Below are 16,414 nucleotides of genomic sequence, written 5' to 3' on the forward strand. Positions count from 1 at the left end.
GGGGTTTAAATAGTAATTAAGATGGATGTATTATCCATACAAGGCGCTCAAAGGGACAAAAACAGTTGGTTTTTGCTCGTGCGTCGCTTATTTTAACCAACAATTTTTTGCCCATTATTAGGGCGTTAGGTATTTAGAGCCATAATCAAGGATTGTCGATGAAAAAAATTATAATAATCTCGTTATCAATATTACTAGGAGCTTGTTCTACAGTAGGCTCACATGATCGCCCAAGTAGTTACTATGCTAATGATTCAAAACCTAAAGGACTTGCTAGTGATTCTTTACTTGGTGAAAACGATCAAAAAATTAATGAATTACTTTATTACCAAGTAAAATTGCCTCCTAAAAATAGAATCGCAATTTTAAAATTAAGCCAAGATAATCACTGGAAATTTTATTCTAACGACTTCACATCTCTAACCACTTCATTAGTTGATGGTTTTATTTCTGAATTAAGGTCATCTAATAAAGTATATGACGCATCATTTTTACCAGCAATGCTAGTACCTGAGAAGAGAACGGTTCCAACATTAAGAGAAGCTGCGGCGAGATTTCAAGCCGACTTATTATTAGCTTACAGAACGTCTTGTAATTCATACAATAAGTACCGTTTTATTGATCCAAATGAAACTAAAGCTTATTGCTCTGTCGAGGCAATATTACTAGATGTACGCTCAGGTATAATTACAAAGTCTGTTGTTAGTACACAGGACTTTGTTGCAAAAAAACAAAAAGAAGATGTTAACTTCTCTGAAACAGTTAAAAAAGCAGAGTTAGAAGCTATATCTAAATCATTATTAGAGGTGGCAAAACAAGTTAATAATTTCCTGTCAAATGTTGCTGTAATTGGCAAAAATACCTAACAAGTCATTTCAGCAGAACAAAAACAGCTGGTTTTTGCTCGTGCCTCGCTAATTTTAACCAGCTATTTTATTGCCTCTGAATGAGGCGTTAGCACTCAAGGAAAGTTATGAGCACATCATTAGATGAACTGAAAACTATAAAATGGATTCTAATTGGAATCTTGGTGGTGTTTTCTATTTTCTTTATATTTGCTTCCGCCGTACTAAAGGGAGTCCTCGGAGCTATTCAGGATATGCGAGAACTAAGAAAATCTGAAGGATTCCGAATTTTAGGTGAGCAATATTTAGATAAAGGGCAAATTTCCGAGCTTATCGCTGAAGCAAAGGATATCCTTAAAACACATCCTAATCATGCCTATGCCAATTACTATTTGGCTATGGCTTATTACCGAAAAGAGAAATGGGTTGATGCTCAAAAAATATTTGAGGGGCTTCGTAATAATAAGCCTGAGTGGAGCGAAGCGGTTGAACCTTACCTCGAAGAAGCAAAGGTAAAAATAATCAATAGCAAACCAAAGCTGGTAAAATAGTGCTAACAAGGCCATCAAAAATCGCGCTTTCAGCGCTGGACTCGCAACAAGTTGCTCGCCTTTTATGGCGGCGTTGGTATGACTCCCACTGTCAAGTTAAACGCACTGATCCTTGCCTAACTTTTTAAGCCATAATTACTTTAGCTCGAATTAGAGCGAGTTAATACATAGGATGAAGCAAGTATTGTCGTCGGTTATCTTGCTGATATGACTACAGGCGTCCTGCCTTTCGTGAATCAGCTACGCTGTTCAAAATTGTTCCTGACAATTTTGTCGTTGGTTATTACTATTTCTAGTAACAGAGCAGACCTTACTTAGTGCGTCCTGTGGCGGTCACCGATGGCACCTGTCTTCAGTCTATGTTCGTGGTTCAATGCAGCGTTAGCTGCATTGCCATCCTAACGCCGTCGGTGGTTGTGCCACACCCGATGCGTGATCCCATGCATTAACTCTAATTCGTTTATCATGCGGGTACTCTTGCCAATCTAAGTTTTGTATTCACTGGCGTAAGTACCACTTCTCTTGCAATAGCCCATATGTACGCAATCATTTCTCGGGCAATGGCGGTAACAACCAGATTGTAGTGTTTCCCTTTAGCTATCATTTTTTTATAGCGCTTGCAGAGCCTAAGCTGCGCTTTCCACGCAATATCAATAATGTCCTTTGGTAAACCTTCTTGTCGTTTTTGCATATCTGTTGATATATTTGCTGCATACCGATAAGTGTGTGCACCTTCAACAAGAAGGCGTCTTGCTCGGCCGTTCCCGCATTTTGTGATGGCGCCAATATGGCGTTTGCCACCACTCGAGTGTTCACTGGGTACAAGACCGAGATAACTCATTAATTTACGGGGATGGTCGAATCGCGATAAATCGCCAAGCTCAGCAACAACGCCGGTGGCGACCAACAAACGAACACCTCGCATTGCTTGTATTGCTTTAACCACTGGGTAATAACGCCATTGATGGACGTGATGTGTTAGCTCATTGTCTAGCCGTTCAAGTCGGCTTATTCGTTCATTAATTGTGTGTGAAAACTCTTGTAAGACGATGTGCTGCGCGGGATGAGGTAGCACTAGCTCAGTAAGCCAACGTAAATGTTTTTGTGACTAATTCGCAGCGCCTTTGTAATTGATATTATTGCGAAGCAACAGCGCCTTTAATTGATATTTAGCATCTTTTAAGTCCTTCATTGCCACTTCGCGTGCACGAGATAAATCGCGTACAGCTTCATCTTCAGGCTCGGGAACATCGATAGGTGTTAAATCTTCAGACTTAAGTAATTTAGCAAGCTTAAGGGCATCACGTTTATCGGTTTTAATTTTCTCACCAGGTTTTTTAGGAATAAGAGAAGGTGCAACCACATAACAGCAATGGCCAAGGCTGGTAATTAATCGGTAAATCCACAAATTTATAGGGAATAAATTTGAACCGCGAAGCGGGCTTTAGTGAGTATCATGGACGATACGAATAATAACCACAAGGGCCTGCTTCATAAACAAAATGAAGTGTTGCGCCAGGGTATTTCGATTCGAACTGACGAACAAGCTTTTGAACGGCCACTTTGGAAGATGAAACTCGGCCAAGATGAACAGGTTGCGCACCTCTATGTTCTTCAATATAGGCAACTTCATTGAATTCTTTATGTGTATCAAGACCGATTAAAAGTATGCTATGTTTATTCATGTTAGCCTCTGCTGTTTAGTTAATTGACAAACTAATTATGGCTCTGGCTTTGAATTAAGCTAACCCACGAAAAGCGGAGGCTAACACCGTGTGGGAGTCATTATGTCTATAGCGCTAGGAAATTATGCAGATAGATTTGAGTACAATAAAAACGGAAGTCCTACTCATTGATGTCAACCAACTACCTAATTAGGAGAAAAAATGAAAAAAGGAATATTGGTGGTGATTTTGTTTTTTAACGCGCTACTGGTTGCTTGCGTAAACACAAACGTGGGCACGGCAATGAAAGGCGCTCAATACATAGCAACAACAGACTATGGCGATTATAGATTCAATGGTTATCAGGTTAACAATATACTGATCTCAGAGAAAGGTCTTTTGCAACAGGCTATAGGCCCCTTGAAAACTTGGCTGCTATCTTTAACAACAGCATTCAAATCATCTGGAGAATTGATCCACCTTGATATGTCAAGCCAAAACAATGGCAGTTACTTTTTGTTTGACTTACTGGATTCAGTCAAGCAGGAAGAAGAAGATATCAAGTTGGTCAAAAATGATAAAACAGTGGCAACCATCTCAGCAACAGGGAAACCCGCTGAGGCTATCCATTACGACCAATTATACGACAAAATTAAAGACACCTTTGTTCGAAACTACTACTACCCAGAGGATCTTAATGAATCTTGGTTTACCAATTACCTAAACGGATTAAAAGAAAGCATAAGTCATTCAAAAGACGATGTGGCGTTGATGGCGCATGCTTTTGTGTTATCAAAGGAAATCCCTGTAAGTCATATCAGCTTATCTCGCTTTGATCAGTGTCAAACTCCACTTCCCCGAACAGCTGGAATTACTCTTGAACGACTTAATGAACATACCCTTTTAGTATCTGTGAAGCATTTTTTTGAACAACTTCATGTAGGTAGTGAAATAATGACAATGCTCAAACAGGAGTCTGCAATTAAAAATGTGATCATTGATTTAACAGACGCGTCTGGCGGTGATCTCTCAGCCATGAAATTAGCTGAAGCATTCAATGCTAAAAGTATTCAAGGTGGTTATTTTGTTACAGGAAAATGGTGGAATCAACACTCTGCACCACCCAGCCAACAGGAAATTAATCGTTCTAAGATGACAAACTCAGATATTAGTATTGATCAGTTCAATCAACTGCTGGCTGATCATGCCATTATTTCTGTTCAAACTAGAGAAACCGAGTCTGATTTTAATGGAAAGGTTTTTATATTAACAAGCAACAAAACTGGCAGTGCTGCAGAAGCATTTGCGGCCGTGATGCAATTTCATAATAAAGCCATATTAGTTGGACAAAACACAGCCGGAAAGATGCTAACATCAGTCAGACAATGTGTTGGTGATGGCTGGATACTTCAATTACCTGTTGCCGATTATTATTTGCCTGATGGTCGAAGACTAGAAGGACAACCAACAGTACCAAATATAATTACTAAACCATCTCAGCAATTGTCAACTGTAACACAAATACTCGCTGAAAAACTTTGATAATTCGGCAATAATCACTCCTCCATTCTGATAAGAGAATATAGCCAGAGGAGAGGTCTCTATGTGTTCTGTCAAACCAATTACGGCTTGTTTGAATCGACTGAAAGGTTTGACATAACACTCACCGCTTTAGGTAATCACATTAGAGCAGTTTGTTATGAATTTGGTTTAACGATTAATTTGAACCAAAGGGGTCACCCATTAGAAAGTTCCGGTCAAGCAGGCAGCTGTGTTTTCTTGATCTTTTTCTTCAAAAACCATGTGTTTTTTATTATTTAAACTCAATTTAAATATGACTACGCACCTAGTAATGACGTCGATTGGTGTGAATATGCACCGTTCCTTGAATAAAGTATGCCATATGAATTTAGGCAGTTTAATTAAGCATTATTGATGATTAATTAATGTCCTTGGCTTTCGCCTCAGTCATCGTTTAGTACCAATGTCAGTCCAGTTTCTGGCTGTGTTTACACACCGCGCTGTAACAATTCTGTGGTTTATGCTTGAACATAACCACCCCTTTGTGGCTCAAACATTGGGCATATCCAGTATTTAAAATATGAGCGGTTAACGTGTAGGCTCAATCAAATCTAGTGGTTTTACCAACCCCATTACTAGCTCAACACGTTAACCTAATTTTTTATAGTCGCTAAGTAAACGCCTTGTGTTCATCAATTGGGACATTATCTTTAAGCACGTGATAACAGGCTCTTGCGAGCTTATGCGCAACCGTTTTAATTGCGATAACTTGGTTTGTTTTAGCTAACTTGCGTTGATAATACTTTTTAATTGTTGGGTTATACCGAATGGCAAAGTTAGCGGCCTCAGTAAACGCCCACGCTATGTAACGATTACCATTCTTTTGATTTGTAGTGCCTTTCTTCTTCCCATTGCTGTATTTTGCACCTTTAACGCAGCGGCAATAGGAGGAGAAATTACCTGGACCATCAAAACGTTTAATTGTGCCTGTCTCTAACATAATGGTCAGTGCTAAAGCATTCCCAATTCCATCAATACTGGTTAGGTCCATAAACTCAGGGGAGAGTGATGTTTGTTTAAAAATAGCGCTTTCTATCACATTAATTTGCTGTTGAGCACAGCGTATTAATGAGAGATTAGAAATGACCGACAGTGCTGTATTCATTGAGCTAAAGTCTGCGTGTACCTGCTCAGTATCAACCCCTTTTCTGATAGCGGCCATTTGTTTGATTTTATTGCTACTTAGAAATTCATTCAATTTTAGCGGTTTATTACTTTTAAACACATGTTGATTTTTTTAAAACTGTAACTTTAGGTTGCTGTTTTTTTATGCCTAGTATTTAAGTTTATTTTAAGTTTGCTCAGTTATTGTAACTAATACTTAAATTCCAAAATCATTAAACCATTGAACTGACTTAGTAACTCATTTTATGTTTTAGATCATTAAGCAGTGAGTGATTAAAGGTTAGCCTGTAAACATGTACTCATACGCATAAGTGAGCTTTTAACTTTAATTCGTTTTTTAGGAGTTATTATGAATTTTAAAAACACAGCGACTCATTACAATAAACTCTCTATAGCCTTACACTGGCTTATGTTTATTTTAATTGTCACTGTTTACGGCAGTATTGAACTTCGCGAATTATTTGATAAAGGCACCGAAATCCGTGATGCCTTTAAAATGTGGCACTTTATGTTGGGTTTATCGGTTTTAGCTTTAGTAAGCGTGAGGGTACTTGCGCGTGTAGTGGGGGGCTCGGTACCAGCTATACACCCTGAGCCTGCAAAGTGGAAAAATAAATTAGCTACATTTGTTCATATTGCGCTGTATGTGTTTATGTTTGCTATGCCCATAGCTGGTTGGCTGATTTTGAGTTTAGCAGGTAAACCCATCCCGTTTTTTGGTTTAGAATTGCCTGCATTGGCCGCTCAAAACTTTGAACTTGCTAAAAGTATTAAAGAGATACATGAAACCGCAGGGGAAGTGGGGTATTACGTAATAGGCTTACATGCGGCTGCGGCTTTATTTCACCATTATGTTTTGGCTGATAATACGTTATCGCGAATGCGTTTGCCGAAATACTATAAATAATAAAATGAACGGAGCCGAGCTTTAATTTTGCCTTTAATGTTTGGTGACTGCTATTTAGCTGGTACATTCCTAAACGTTGCGTTTTAAAATTAAACTATTTGAGTACTTTAGCAGCAAAGAACCAAATGTTGCTCTTTTAGCTTTAAAAGCTTTAGTTAGTATTTTTATAATTATTGGGTTACTGTTTGCTAAATTCAATTTTTGAAGGCAAGGGTATGGAATTTTTATATCATATTTTAAATTGGGGTTCCCCTTTAGGTTTGGGGTTATTCTTTTTTCTTTCATGTGCTGGCACTGGCATACTATTTTGGGGTCTATCTCAATTTAAAAAAAGCTCTACCACAAACCAATAACGTGGTTTTTTTAGTTTGGCCTTTGTTTAAACAATATTTACCGATTTAATTGCTCAAAGGCTTTAGCTAAAACGCTTTATATTTATCCTGAGTATTTGTTATTAATACCGTCCTTATAAACTGTGTTGGTTTTGTGAGTGTACAATAGATTTTTATTTGCATAATTTGTAATTGAGCCTCATAAACACTTTACCAAAATAGTCCCGCGCTCTTATTTAGTTACTCAATATTAAAAATATTATTGGCCTATCTATGTTCTGTTCATTTTTGTTTAGCTAATCTGTTATAACTAACTTCATAATAATAAAGTGCATTTGGTACTTACAAAGCGAACAAATGAACAAAATAAAATCGTTGATTACTCAATTTATTAATGCAATGCAAAAACGACCGGGCTTATTGGCTGTTTTAGCGTTTTTATCGGGCGTTGCAAGTTATGTGCTTGTTGATAGAAAGGAATCCTTTGCGCAGGTTGTTGCTGTTGTTTTACTTATAAGCTGGTTGTGGTTGATTGTAGATAATTGGCTGCGTGATAAAGTTGAAGAACGATTTGGTGTAAGCGTTTCACCCAATGTAACCCGTTTTGCATTACAAATGATTCAGCAAGAGAGTTTGTTTTTTGCACTGCCATTTTTTTTAGTTGTGACCCAATGGGATCACCCTCAAGCAGTATTTACATCGCTGATTATATTGTGTGCGGTTGCATCGGTTATTGACCCGTTTTACTACAAAAAATTAGCTAAAAATAGAACGCTATTTACGGTGTTTCATAATTTTGCTTTGTTTGTAGTTTTACTTGTTACATTGCCTATTTTGTTTAGTTTAACAACCAGCCAAAGTTTAGCTGCTGCGCTAGTTATAGCCGTGGTATTAACATTACCTAGTCTTACTAATTTAATGCCTAATGCGCCATGGTGGCGCTTACCTATTTTAGCTATTATTTTATTTAGTCTGAGTGTAGGCATATGGCAATTAAAAAGCTTTGTACCACCGGCTGCTCTGCACTTAACAAGCATTGCATTAGCGCATGAGGTAAATGAGCAAAGTAAAAAACCGATAGGAAATATTAACTCGTTAAATGAACGCTCGTTACACGCAAAAGGGCTTTATACATGGACAGCGGTAAAAGCACCGCGAGGGTTAAACGAAAAGATATTTCATGTATGGACACACAATAAAAAGCAGGTAGATAAAATAGCGCTTAATATCAGCGGTGGGCGTAAAAGTGGTTACAGAGCATGGACACACAAAGTAAATTTTCCACAAAACGCGGCAGGAAAGTGGCAAGTTAAGGTCATGACTGAATCAGGCCAGTTAATTGGTTTAACTAAATTTACGGTGACGCCTTAAACCAAGTTAAATAAAAATAAGCTAAAGCATAAATAATTAATTGAGTCTGTCTGTATCAAAAAATAATTGTTAACTATCAAAGGGCTTGATAGGCTGTATTAGTAAACTTATTACATTTATTAAGCAAGGAAGAACGATGAACAGTGATGTTTTAATACCTCATTTACCCGAACCAACAATGTCTGCTTTGGCTACAAAAATATATGTGACTGAGGGGCAACACGTAAAAAAAGATGACACATTACTTGATGTGGAAACTGATAAAGTTGTTCTTGAAATTGTTGCCATGGCTAACGGAGTTGTCACCAAGATAAATATAAATGAAGGTGAACAGGTTAGCTCAAACCAAGTGGTGATGCAGTTTGAATATGACGAAATAACCGAGGAGCTAATACAATTCCCTTTGAGTGATAAACCTGCATTTCAAAGTAACACCAGCGACGTAGACCAAATTAACATCCATGATATTCAGAGCTCAGTTACTGAAACACCCATTCATAATGAAATAATAAATCTAGATCCAACGATTGATGATCCCAAACAGGCTTGCTTGGATAAACATAATGATACGCCACATACAGAATCTACAATAGACACCAATGCACAGCTACCTCAAGAAGTAAGCCATAGTGGTGAGAGTAAAGGGGTGTTTTATACGGTTGCTGTACTAGTGGTAGGCATTATTATTGGTGTAACAGCGAGTCGGTTTTTATTTAATTAGTAGAGTAAACGCCAAAAGCATGGACTTTTGGCGTAAAATAAAATTAGTTAGCTAATAGCCATTCACTTAACAAGCGTACACCATAGCCTGTACCGCCAGGTGATAGTTCACCTTTTCCTTTTTTAACTAACGCGTTACCTGCAATATCAATATGAACCCAACGCGTTTCACCCGCAAAATGCTCTAAAAACGTTGCTGCAGTGGTTGCGCCTGGCCCGCCAGATCCAACGTTTGTTATGTCGGCAATGTCTGATTTAAGCATATCCTTGTAACCTAATGGTAAACGCCATAGATTTTCGTTTACCTGCTCGCCAGCAAGTGTTAACTGATCTACGAGTGTGTCGTCTTTTGAGAACACGGCTGCATACTCGTTACCAACCGCACGAATTTTAGAACCGGTAAGCGTGGCTACATCAATCATTATGCTAGGGTTAAAGTGCTTACGTGCATACCACATTGCATCACTTAAAACTAAACGGCCTTCGGCGTCTGTGTTGAGTATTTCAACACTTAAACCTTCTGCGGTGCGAACAACATCGCCAGGGGCTACTGCAAACTGCGAAACCATATTTGCCGCCATGCCCATTACTGCTACAACGTTTTTGTCGGCTTTGGCCATGGCCATTGCTTTAACTGTTCCAAGCACTGCAGCAGCGCCTGCCATGTCTGATTTCATACGTGCGATAGAGTCACCTGTTTTGATGCTATATCCGCCCGAGTCGAATGTTATACCTTTACCTACTAACGCTATAGGGGCGTCATTAGAGCCTTTATAATGAGCAACGACTAAGCGAGCACCCTGATCGCTTCCACGACCAACGGCTTCTAATGCGCCCATACCAAGCTCTTTAAGTTGCTCTGGTTTTAAAATTGTAATGGTAACACCTAATGATTCAAGCTCTTTTGCAGCATTTGCAAAATCAACCGGCGTCATTTCAGTTGCAACTTCAGAGGTAAGATCGCGTGCCAAAAATACACCTGCTTGAATACTTTCTAATTGTTTATACGTTGCAGATGTTTTTTTTGTGCTGTCGACATCAAACGTGTAAGTCACTGTTTGTGTGTTAGGAGTTTGTTTGTATTTTTCAAAGCGATGATCTCGCAGGTTTGCGCCGTGTGCAAAGTTTGCCGCAAGTAAATGGTTTGCATCTACACCCGTTACATCGTCAAATAGTACATTAGCGGTATCGGCTTTGTATTTAACTAACTGAGCGTGAATGTTTCCGCCTAGTTTAGCTATGCGAGCTTTATTTAACTCGTCTTGTTTGCCTGTTCCAACAACTAATATACGTTTGTAGTTGCTGTTTAATGGGGCAATAAGCTGTGCTGTTTTTGCGTATTTACCTTCAAAATTTTCAACGTCAATGATGCGTTGTAGCTGACCATTGAATTGTTTGTCGAGATTTTTAAATTGGTTGTTTTTTCCATCTTGGCTATAAAACACTATTAATGTGTGTGCGTCGCTGGCTACTTTAGAAGAAAACGAAAACTGTGCTGCTTGTGTATTTAAACTAGCACTTAGTGCCAGTGTTAAGAGAGAGGCTTTAATTATGTGTTTCATCGTTCACCTAAGATTAATTTAAAACTGTTTTTTACCTATTTTTGAGTGCTTAGTTAAGTGCGATAAGCTGAAACGGCAATTAAGAGCGACGTATAACGGCATAAAAAATACGTTATAAATTTATTTGCATGTGAATGATACTAGGCTTAATGTAAAACAAAGTGTTTACATGGAGTTATATTATGAATTTTTATTATTTTTAGGCACTGTGCGTGATAGCTCCCCCCCTAAACCAGTGCGTCTTGGAAATAGAGTAAGTAAAGCATGTTTATTGTGTTTGCAGACACACTTTAGTGAACATGAATTTGAAATAATTGATGCGTTAGATTACCCAAACGACCCTGTATTCAAACCTCACTTTGCATATTCACAGCAAAATGCCCCGGCTAAACTTAACAATTTGGCTGATAAAATTAAATCTGCTGATGGCTACATAATGATCAGTCCAGAATATAATCACTCTATGAGCCCTGCATTAGCTGATCTACTCAATCATTTTGGTAGTTCACTGTTTTCGTATAAACCCAGTGCGATTGTTTCTTATTCTGCTGGGCAGTGGGGTGGGGTTCGCGCTGCAATTGGTATGCGCACTTTTTTATCAGAACTTGGGTGTTTACCAGTATCGTCGATGATTCATGTTCCAAAGGCACAGGATGTGTTTAACGAGCTTGGAGAGTTTGCTACTGATGATGATCAGAACTCCTGGTTTAACTATTTTTCTCGTACATTTAATCAATTATTATGGTGGGCCGAAGCTGCTAAAATACAGGCTGAATGTAAAAACCCCCATAAAATGATTGCAAGCTTTAAAACAGATCCCGCGCAGCGAAATGCGCCTAAAGCAACTACGAATTAAGTTGTTGTAATTTAAATTATATGTATTTGTACTGTTTGGGTCATCAAAGAGAAGAGAAACCAGTTAGGCGAAATGGAGCAAATAAGTACCCACTTACAGCTACACTGTATTTATATACAGAATGGCTGTTGCGTTAATAAATACTAAAACAGTAGACTAAGTGTTAGGCGTGCAGTTCTAGGCTCAATAGGGTGAAAATGATTATCTTCAACGCCTTGACCGGGCTCACCGGGTAAACGCGATGCATAATAGTAGTCTATATCGTGGTCGGTACTATTAAATAAGTTAAGTAATTCAAAGTCTACTTTCCAATGGGTTTGCTTATAGCTCACAGAGCTATTAACTACCGTTAGCGGGTTTGAGCGCTTATCACCGTCGTCAGTTAATGTACGTTTGCCAATATGACGGACTCTAATTGATGATTGCCATTGTTCAGTTAAGTGCCAATTTAAACCAGCACTTGCTACAACGGGTACAGCGCCTTCTATGTAATTGTTATTGTCATTTATATCTAAGCGAGAATGTGTAAACGAGGCTTCTAAATCAATATTAAATTGCTCGTTGATCCAGTAATACGCACTCATTTCTAACCCATACCGCTTAGACGCATCACTGGGCTCTGTATTACCAGCATCTCCGACAAACAATAGTTCTGAGTCGAGTTTTAACCACCAAAGCGCAGCTGACATATTATATTTTTTTTCATCAGCAAATCGTAATCCAATTTCAGCGCCTTCACTTTTTACTAATAGATCGACCCGTCCGGCTTGATCACCTGTTACTGGGTCGATATTTATTGTGGAGCCGCGCGCATCGTTAGAGTGAAAAGATTGCCCCCAATTTGCATAGGCAGCTATCAATTGAGTAAAGCGATAATTTAAGCTTGCTTTAAAACTGATTAAATCATCACTTGCTTTACCTGAGTTTACGGCGGTAATACTGGTTACATTTGTATCAAAATAGTCGTACCTTACACCTGCTGTTGCTTCTAGTTTTGGAGTAAATAAAAGTTTAGACTCCCAAAAGCTTGAATAACTCGTTTGCTTTAGTGCATCTTGCCTTACAGTGCTTAGCTGCTCTCTGGCTTTAGTGTTATAAAGCCCAACGTTATCTATATCGTCGTGTTTAAGCTCAAGCCCTGCAGTGTGTTGCATGTTTATGCCTGATGTTTTAGTTTCAAACTGATAGCTTAAAGTGGTGCCATAAATATTACGGCTATCTTGCTGATTAAACTGATCGCCATTAATTGGGTCATTTAAAAAATAACTGAAATTAGAATATAGGTTTAAATCGTAATTTATTACATAAGCGCTGGCTTTCAAATGCTCCCCTTGCCAATTACCCGATAAACTATAACGGCTAGAGCTGCCGCCAAGGGTGGTGTCGAGCGAGCCTAATTGTGTTATTAAATTTTGCGAAACAGCACGCTGTGGAATTTGATCGGCTGAGTTCCATGTGTTGTCGTATGCCATTGCGCTTATTGATAGGTCACCATTAAATGCTTTACCAACATAGCGTAGTAGGGCATTTTTTTTATTCACGTCTTCGTTTATGTCATCCCAAGGGCCGTCGTAGCCTTGCCACTCAGCAGCCGCAATAAGTTTACCTTTTGTAAGGTTAGTTGAGCCAAGTACTACCGCGCGTTTATAGTTATCTTCACCAATACTTAGTTCTATTTGCTGATGTTTAACATTATCAACCAGTTTAAACTGTGCACTACCAGCACTTGAAAAATCACCTTGGCTTGCGCTATATGACCCCTTTTGATAGTTAATGGTAGAAATAGATTCGGGAATTATAAAGTTTAGATCGGTGTAACCTTGGCCGTGTCCGTGGCTACGCATGTTGATAGGCATACCATCGATAATGGTGGCAAAGTCGGTTCCATGGTCTAAGTTAAATCCTCTAATAAAGTATTGGTTTGCTTTACCTGAGCCACTGTGTTGAGTAACCGCCATCCCCGGAATGAGCTCTAACATTTCAGCGCTTCTTAACATTGGGCGCTGCTCAATTTCACCTTGGCCAATAATGCCGCTAGAGGCACTGATTGATTCGCCAATTAAACCATCACGGTGCCCATACACAGTGAGCTTTTCTATATTGGCATGACCATAGCCGCTATATAATGTGCCGATAGTTAAAATTGCTAATGTTTTCATCCTTAAAGTCCTATCTATTATGTTTACTATTCAGTGCTGTTTAAATTAAAACGACTAAGTAAACCTTTTGGATGCAACATTGAGTGTTTTATTATTCAAATAGGGCTTAAGTTTGAAAACTATATTGGTGCTATTGTAATGTCGTTATATAAAACTAATAATCAGCGTGTTAAAACTTACCAGTAATCACATAATTAGAGAGCCTGTATTGAAAGCCAAAGAAATTCGAAATTTTTACATTAACGAAGAGCAATCCGTATATTTGCTGTCGCATCGTGATGCTAAAAAACATCGCCAGTGGCTTAATATTTGTATTAAACAACTTACTTTGCTTGGTTATAAAAATGTAGAAATGATTGGCTCAGGTGCATTTGGGTTTGTATTTGCAGGTGAAGACGACAAAGGCTTGCCTTGGGTGTTTAAGTTTTCACGGATTACGCTTGCTCAAAGTGTACGTGACCGTCTTGAAGACGAAGCGTATATGCTTTCACAAATTAATAATCCGCTGGTGCCTAAATTTTATGCGTTTGAGCGCATTAAAAAGCAGGGCATTTTAATGATGGCGCGCGCCATGGGAGAAGACCTTGAAAAAGTGTCACTTAAAGAGGGGCGATTTAGCGCGACTAAAATAATGGCATTAGCCGTTAAATTACGTAATGTATTACTTGATTTAAGTAACCACAAAAATGGCTTAAGTGCTCAACCAATTGTGCATGGAGATATAAAACCTTCAAATTTGGTGTGGGATGCGCAAACAGACGCTTTATCTTTAGTTGATTGGGGGAGTTCGGTATATGCCCAATTACACAGTAACGGTGAGCCCGTAGCCAGTAACTTTATGGATTTAATGTCGGGAGATTTAAGTACGACTAATGCGCGTATGGGTGATGTGTACTTTATCGGCGAAGCGCAAATGTCGGGTGAGCAATCATCCCCGCGGTTTGATGAACAAGGTGTTGCAGCAACTTTATATGCATTAGCGTCTGCACAGTCTTGCCGATTTGGCGCGCAGGCTATTCCTGCAATTTCTTTAGGGCTACCTAAAGAGCTCGCTAACGTTATAGATGGCATGCTCAGTAAAAGTAAAACAGTACGTGATGCTGCAGGCGATTACTTTATACGTAATATACCAACAATGGCAAAAGCGTATTTACCCGATATTAAAATAACACAGCAAAAAGCCGCCATCCCGTTTTGGTATGGTACCGATGAAGCACCAGATACCGTAGTTTATAGCTCACGTAAACAGTTTTTACGCCAAGCTGACCACAACCAACAGTTACTAGATGTAAATGATGCCCAGCTAGACCGATACTACAAAGAATTTTTATTTGATACTGGCGACACCGAAAAAGCATTTTTGGCCTCAATAAGCCGGCTTGCGAAATACCCAGCCGTGGGCGGGCTTAGTTTTCATTGGAAAGATGAATCGTTGTTTATTGAGTCGTCATTAATAATGCACGATGAGTCATTAGGCAAAGCATTTACAGATTCAATAAACAATACAGTGATGTTAGCCCAAGCAATTAACCAAAAAGGGCTATTTAAATGTTGTTTATTTGATGCACGTAAAACCATTCAATTAGAGCGAGATGGAACCGGTGCATTTAAGTTTGACAGCCTACCAGAGCTAGATTATGAAGTTGTGAGCGTTAAAGCTAACGAAATAACCCGACCACATTCATACTTTGAAGATGGTAAAGATCCCGATGAGCAATTACAACTTCCTAAAAAAGTAATTAAATGTGTATTTGAGCTAAACCAAATACACCATACTGGTTGTATTATTTTTGAAGCCTTGCCCGACAGAATGAAAATTCACCACTACTACAGGCTACTCGACTCGACAAAAGAGGCCGAATTTAAACGTTTGTTAAATAAACTAATGCAATATGCTGTAAACATTACCGACGTGGGCGTTGCGGGCTTTATGAAGCTACCCTATAAAAATACACGAGAGTTTGATTTGTGTGCACAACAAGCTGAGCAATTCTTTCCTAAAAACCCAAAACGCGTATAACGTGTCAGCTTTTGTAATGGGTTTTATATGGCTTGGTAAATCAGCCTAAAACATTAAAAAAACTCACTATGCGGAGACAATGGCTCTAGCTCAAATTTATGAATAAGCTGTTGCTGTTTATTGGTAGCGTTAATTTTATAAGTTTGTTTACTACGGTTATTGGCAAATAAATTAATATTGAATTTTATATTGTTTGTCATTATGGGTGTGAATCTGCCTGTAATGGTAATTTGATCAACAAATGTATTGTTACCGCTGTGCGCTATTTCTGGGTGTAATAAAAGCCCTTCAATCGAAAAGCGATATTGCTGATCAGACAAATACACATGTTTTTTAACCTGTTTACTAATGTGATTACGGTATTTATTAAATTCAGTAAGTGAAAGTGTCCCATCGTTTTTTTCGTCAACGCCTAATAATGACGACGAAGGAAGCGACAACACAACAAACACATGCTCTTCGACAACATTAAGGGTGCCATGTTGTGCTATCAGTTATTACGTCGCTTATTGAAGTATTTAGCTCAGAACCACCGCATGCAACAAGTGATGAGATTGCACTAAAGCACACAATTAGATTTAATTTTGTCACTGAATTTTTAGAAATACTATTTACTAGGGATGTACTCATAACTTTGAACTCACTGATAAAGAGATCAAAATATTATTCTTTAATTGTGCAATAAATGTGCAAATATAAATAAAAATTATGTAATTAAACT

13 protein-coding genes and 1 pseudogene are annotated in these 16,414 nt (G+C 38.5%); 8 read left to right on the forward strand and 6 right to left on the reverse strand.

Annotation, left to right across the window (positions count from 1 at the left end; all coding sequences use genetic code 11):
• Positions 1-158 precede the first annotated feature (158 nt).
• Entirely contained in the window at positions 159-866 is a 708-nt protein-coding gene (locus ACFI34_RS00005; protein ID WP_276755083.1) for a hypothetical protein, read from the forward strand.
• 107 nt (positions 867-973) lie between these two features.
• Positions 974-1,396 carry a tetratricopeptide repeat protein gene (locus ACFI34_RS00010; protein WP_462671930.1) on the forward strand — a complete coding sequence of 141 codons (423 nt, stop codon included), beginning with the start codon at positions 974-976 and terminating at the stop codon, positions 1,394-1,396.
• 463 nt (positions 1,397-1,859) lie between these two features.
• Here ACFI34_RS00010 and ACFI34_RS00015 read toward each other — a convergent pair.
• Positions 1,860-3,081: pseudogene (locus ACFI34_RS00015) on the reverse strand (IS110 family RNA-guided transposase).
• Positions 3,082-3,282: 201 nt separating this feature from the next.
• On the opposite strand from ACFI34_RS00015, the gene ACFI34_RS00020 reads away from it, so the two are divergent.
• Positions 3,283-4,602, forward strand: coding sequence for a S41 family peptidase (locus ACFI34_RS00020; RefSeq protein WP_462671931.1), 1,320 nt, complete (start codon positions 3,283-3,285; stop codon positions 4,600-4,602).
• A 649-nt stretch (positions 4,603-5,251) separates the two neighbouring features.
• On the opposite strand, the gene ACFI34_RS00025 is transcribed toward ACFI34_RS00020, so the two are convergent.
• On the reverse strand, positions 5,252-5,839 hold the full coding sequence (locus ACFI34_RS00025) for a transposase (protein WP_462671932.1): 588 nt from the start codon (positions 5,837-5,839) through the stop codon (positions 5,252-5,254).
• Positions 5,840-6,115: 276 nt separating this feature from the next.
• On the opposite strand from ACFI34_RS00025, the gene ACFI34_RS00030 reads away from it, so the two are divergent.
• The 3 genes from ACFI34_RS00030 to ACFI34_RS00040 all read left to right on the forward strand — a co-directional run bounded on the left by ACFI34_RS00030 (position 6,116) and on the right by ACFI34_RS00040 (position 9,097).
• Positions 6,116-6,673, forward strand: a complete 558-nt coding sequence (locus ACFI34_RS00030; protein ID WP_462671933.1) for a cytochrome b — start codon at positions 6,116-6,118, stop codon at positions 6,671-6,673.
• 689 nt (positions 6,674-7,362) lie between these two features.
• Positions 7,363-8,376 carry a DUF5924 family protein gene (locus tag ACFI34_RS00035; protein ID WP_462671934.1) on the forward strand — a complete coding sequence of 338 codons (1,014 nt, stop codon included), beginning with the start codon at positions 7,363-7,365 and terminating at the stop codon, positions 8,374-8,376.
• 136 nt (positions 8,377-8,512) lie between these two features.
• Positions 8,513-9,097 (forward strand): lipoyl domain-containing protein, encoded by a 585-nt coding sequence (locus ACFI34_RS00040; RefSeq protein ID WP_462671935.1) that lies wholly within the window; start codon positions 8,513-8,515, stop codon positions 9,095-9,097.
• A gap of 43 nt (positions 9,098-9,140) precedes the next feature.
• On the opposite strand, the gene ACFI34_RS00045 is transcribed toward ACFI34_RS00040, so the two are convergent.
• Positions 9,141-10,658 (reverse strand): leucyl aminopeptidase, encoded by a 1,518-nt coding sequence (locus ACFI34_RS00045; protein WP_462671936.1) that lies wholly within the window; start codon positions 10,656-10,658, stop codon positions 9,141-9,143.
• 169 nt (positions 10,659-10,827) lie between these two features.
• Here ACFI34_RS00045 and ACFI34_RS00050 point away from each other — a divergent pair, with 169 nt between their 5' ends.
• Complete coding sequence (locus ACFI34_RS00050; RefSeq protein WP_462671937.1) at positions 10,828-11,514, forward strand: NADPH-dependent FMN reductase; 687 nt, start codon at positions 10,828-10,830, stop codon at positions 11,512-11,514.
• A 143-nt stretch (positions 11,515-11,657) separates the two neighbouring features.
• On the opposite strand, the gene ACFI34_RS00055 is transcribed toward ACFI34_RS00050, so the two are convergent.
• Complete coding sequence (locus ACFI34_RS00055) at positions 11,658-13,673, reverse strand: TonB-dependent receptor (RefSeq protein WP_462671938.1); 2,016 nt, start codon at positions 13,671-13,673, stop codon at positions 11,658-11,660.
• A 208-nt stretch (positions 13,674-13,881) separates the two neighbouring features.
• Between ACFI34_RS00055 and ACFI34_RS00060 the strand changes: the two genes are divergently transcribed.
• Positions 13,882-15,693 (forward strand): protein kinase domain-containing protein, encoded by a 1,812-nt coding sequence (locus ACFI34_RS00060; protein WP_462671939.1) that lies wholly within the window; start codon positions 13,882-13,884, stop codon positions 15,691-15,693.
• A 53-nt stretch (positions 15,694-15,746) separates the two neighbouring features.
• Here ACFI34_RS00060 and ACFI34_RS00065 read toward each other — a convergent pair whose 3' ends face one another.
• Together ACFI34_RS00065 and ACFI34_RS00070 are read right to left on the reverse strand one after the other, a co-directional pair.
• Entirely contained in the window at positions 15,747-16,136 is a 390-nt protein-coding gene (locus ACFI34_RS00065; RefSeq protein WP_462671940.1) for a hypothetical protein, read from the reverse strand.
• 25 nt (positions 16,137-16,161) lie between these two features.
• Positions 16,162-16,323: a hypothetical protein gene (locus ACFI34_RS00070; protein WP_462671941.1), complete on the reverse strand. Its 162-nt coding sequence runs from the start codon at positions 16,321-16,323 to the stop codon at positions 16,162-16,164.
• Between the last annotated feature and the right edge of the window lie 91 nt (positions 16,324-16,414).

This window comes from Pseudoalteromonas sp. PSi26, from assembly GCF_054960575.1.

Excerpts from the sequence above, each read along its gene's own strand:
- ACFI34_RS00005 (WP_276755083.1), top strand. The coding sequence starts at position 159 with ATGAAAAAAATTATAATAATCTCGTTATCAATATTACTAGGAGCTTGT.
- ACFI34_RS00010 (WP_462671930.1), top strand. The coding sequence starts at position 974 with ATGAGCACATCATTAGATGAACTGAAAACTATAAAATGGATTCTAATT.
- ACFI34_RS00020 (WP_462671931.1), top strand. The coding sequence starts at position 3,283 with ATGAAAAAAGGAATATTGGTGGTGATTTTGTTTTTTAACGCGCTACTG.
- ACFI34_RS00030 (WP_462671933.1), top strand. The coding sequence starts at position 6,116 with ATGAATTTTAAAAACACAGCGACTCATTACAATAAACTCTCTATAGCC.
- ACFI34_RS00035 (WP_462671934.1), top strand. The coding sequence starts at position 7,363 with ATGAACAAAATAAAATCGTTGATTACTCAATTTATTAATGCAATGCAA.
- ACFI34_RS00040 (WP_462671935.1), top strand. The coding sequence starts at position 8,513 with ATGAACAGTGATGTTTTAATACCTCATTTACCCGAACCAACAATGTCT.
- ACFI34_RS00045 (WP_462671936.1), bottom strand. The coding sequence starts at position 10,658 with ATGAAACACATAATTAAAGCCTCTCTCTTAACACTGGCACTAAGTGCT.
- ACFI34_RS00050 (WP_462671937.1), top strand. The coding sequence starts at position 10,828 with ATGGAGTTATATTATGAATTTTTATTATTTTTAGGCACTGTGCGTGAT.
- ACFI34_RS00055 (WP_462671938.1), bottom strand. The coding sequence starts at position 13,673 with ATGAAAACATTAGCAATTTTAACTATCGGCACATTATATAGCGGCTAT.
- ACFI34_RS00070 (WP_462671941.1), bottom strand. The coding sequence starts at position 16,323 with ATGAGTACATCCCTAGTAAATAGTATTTCTAAAAATTCAGTGACAAAA.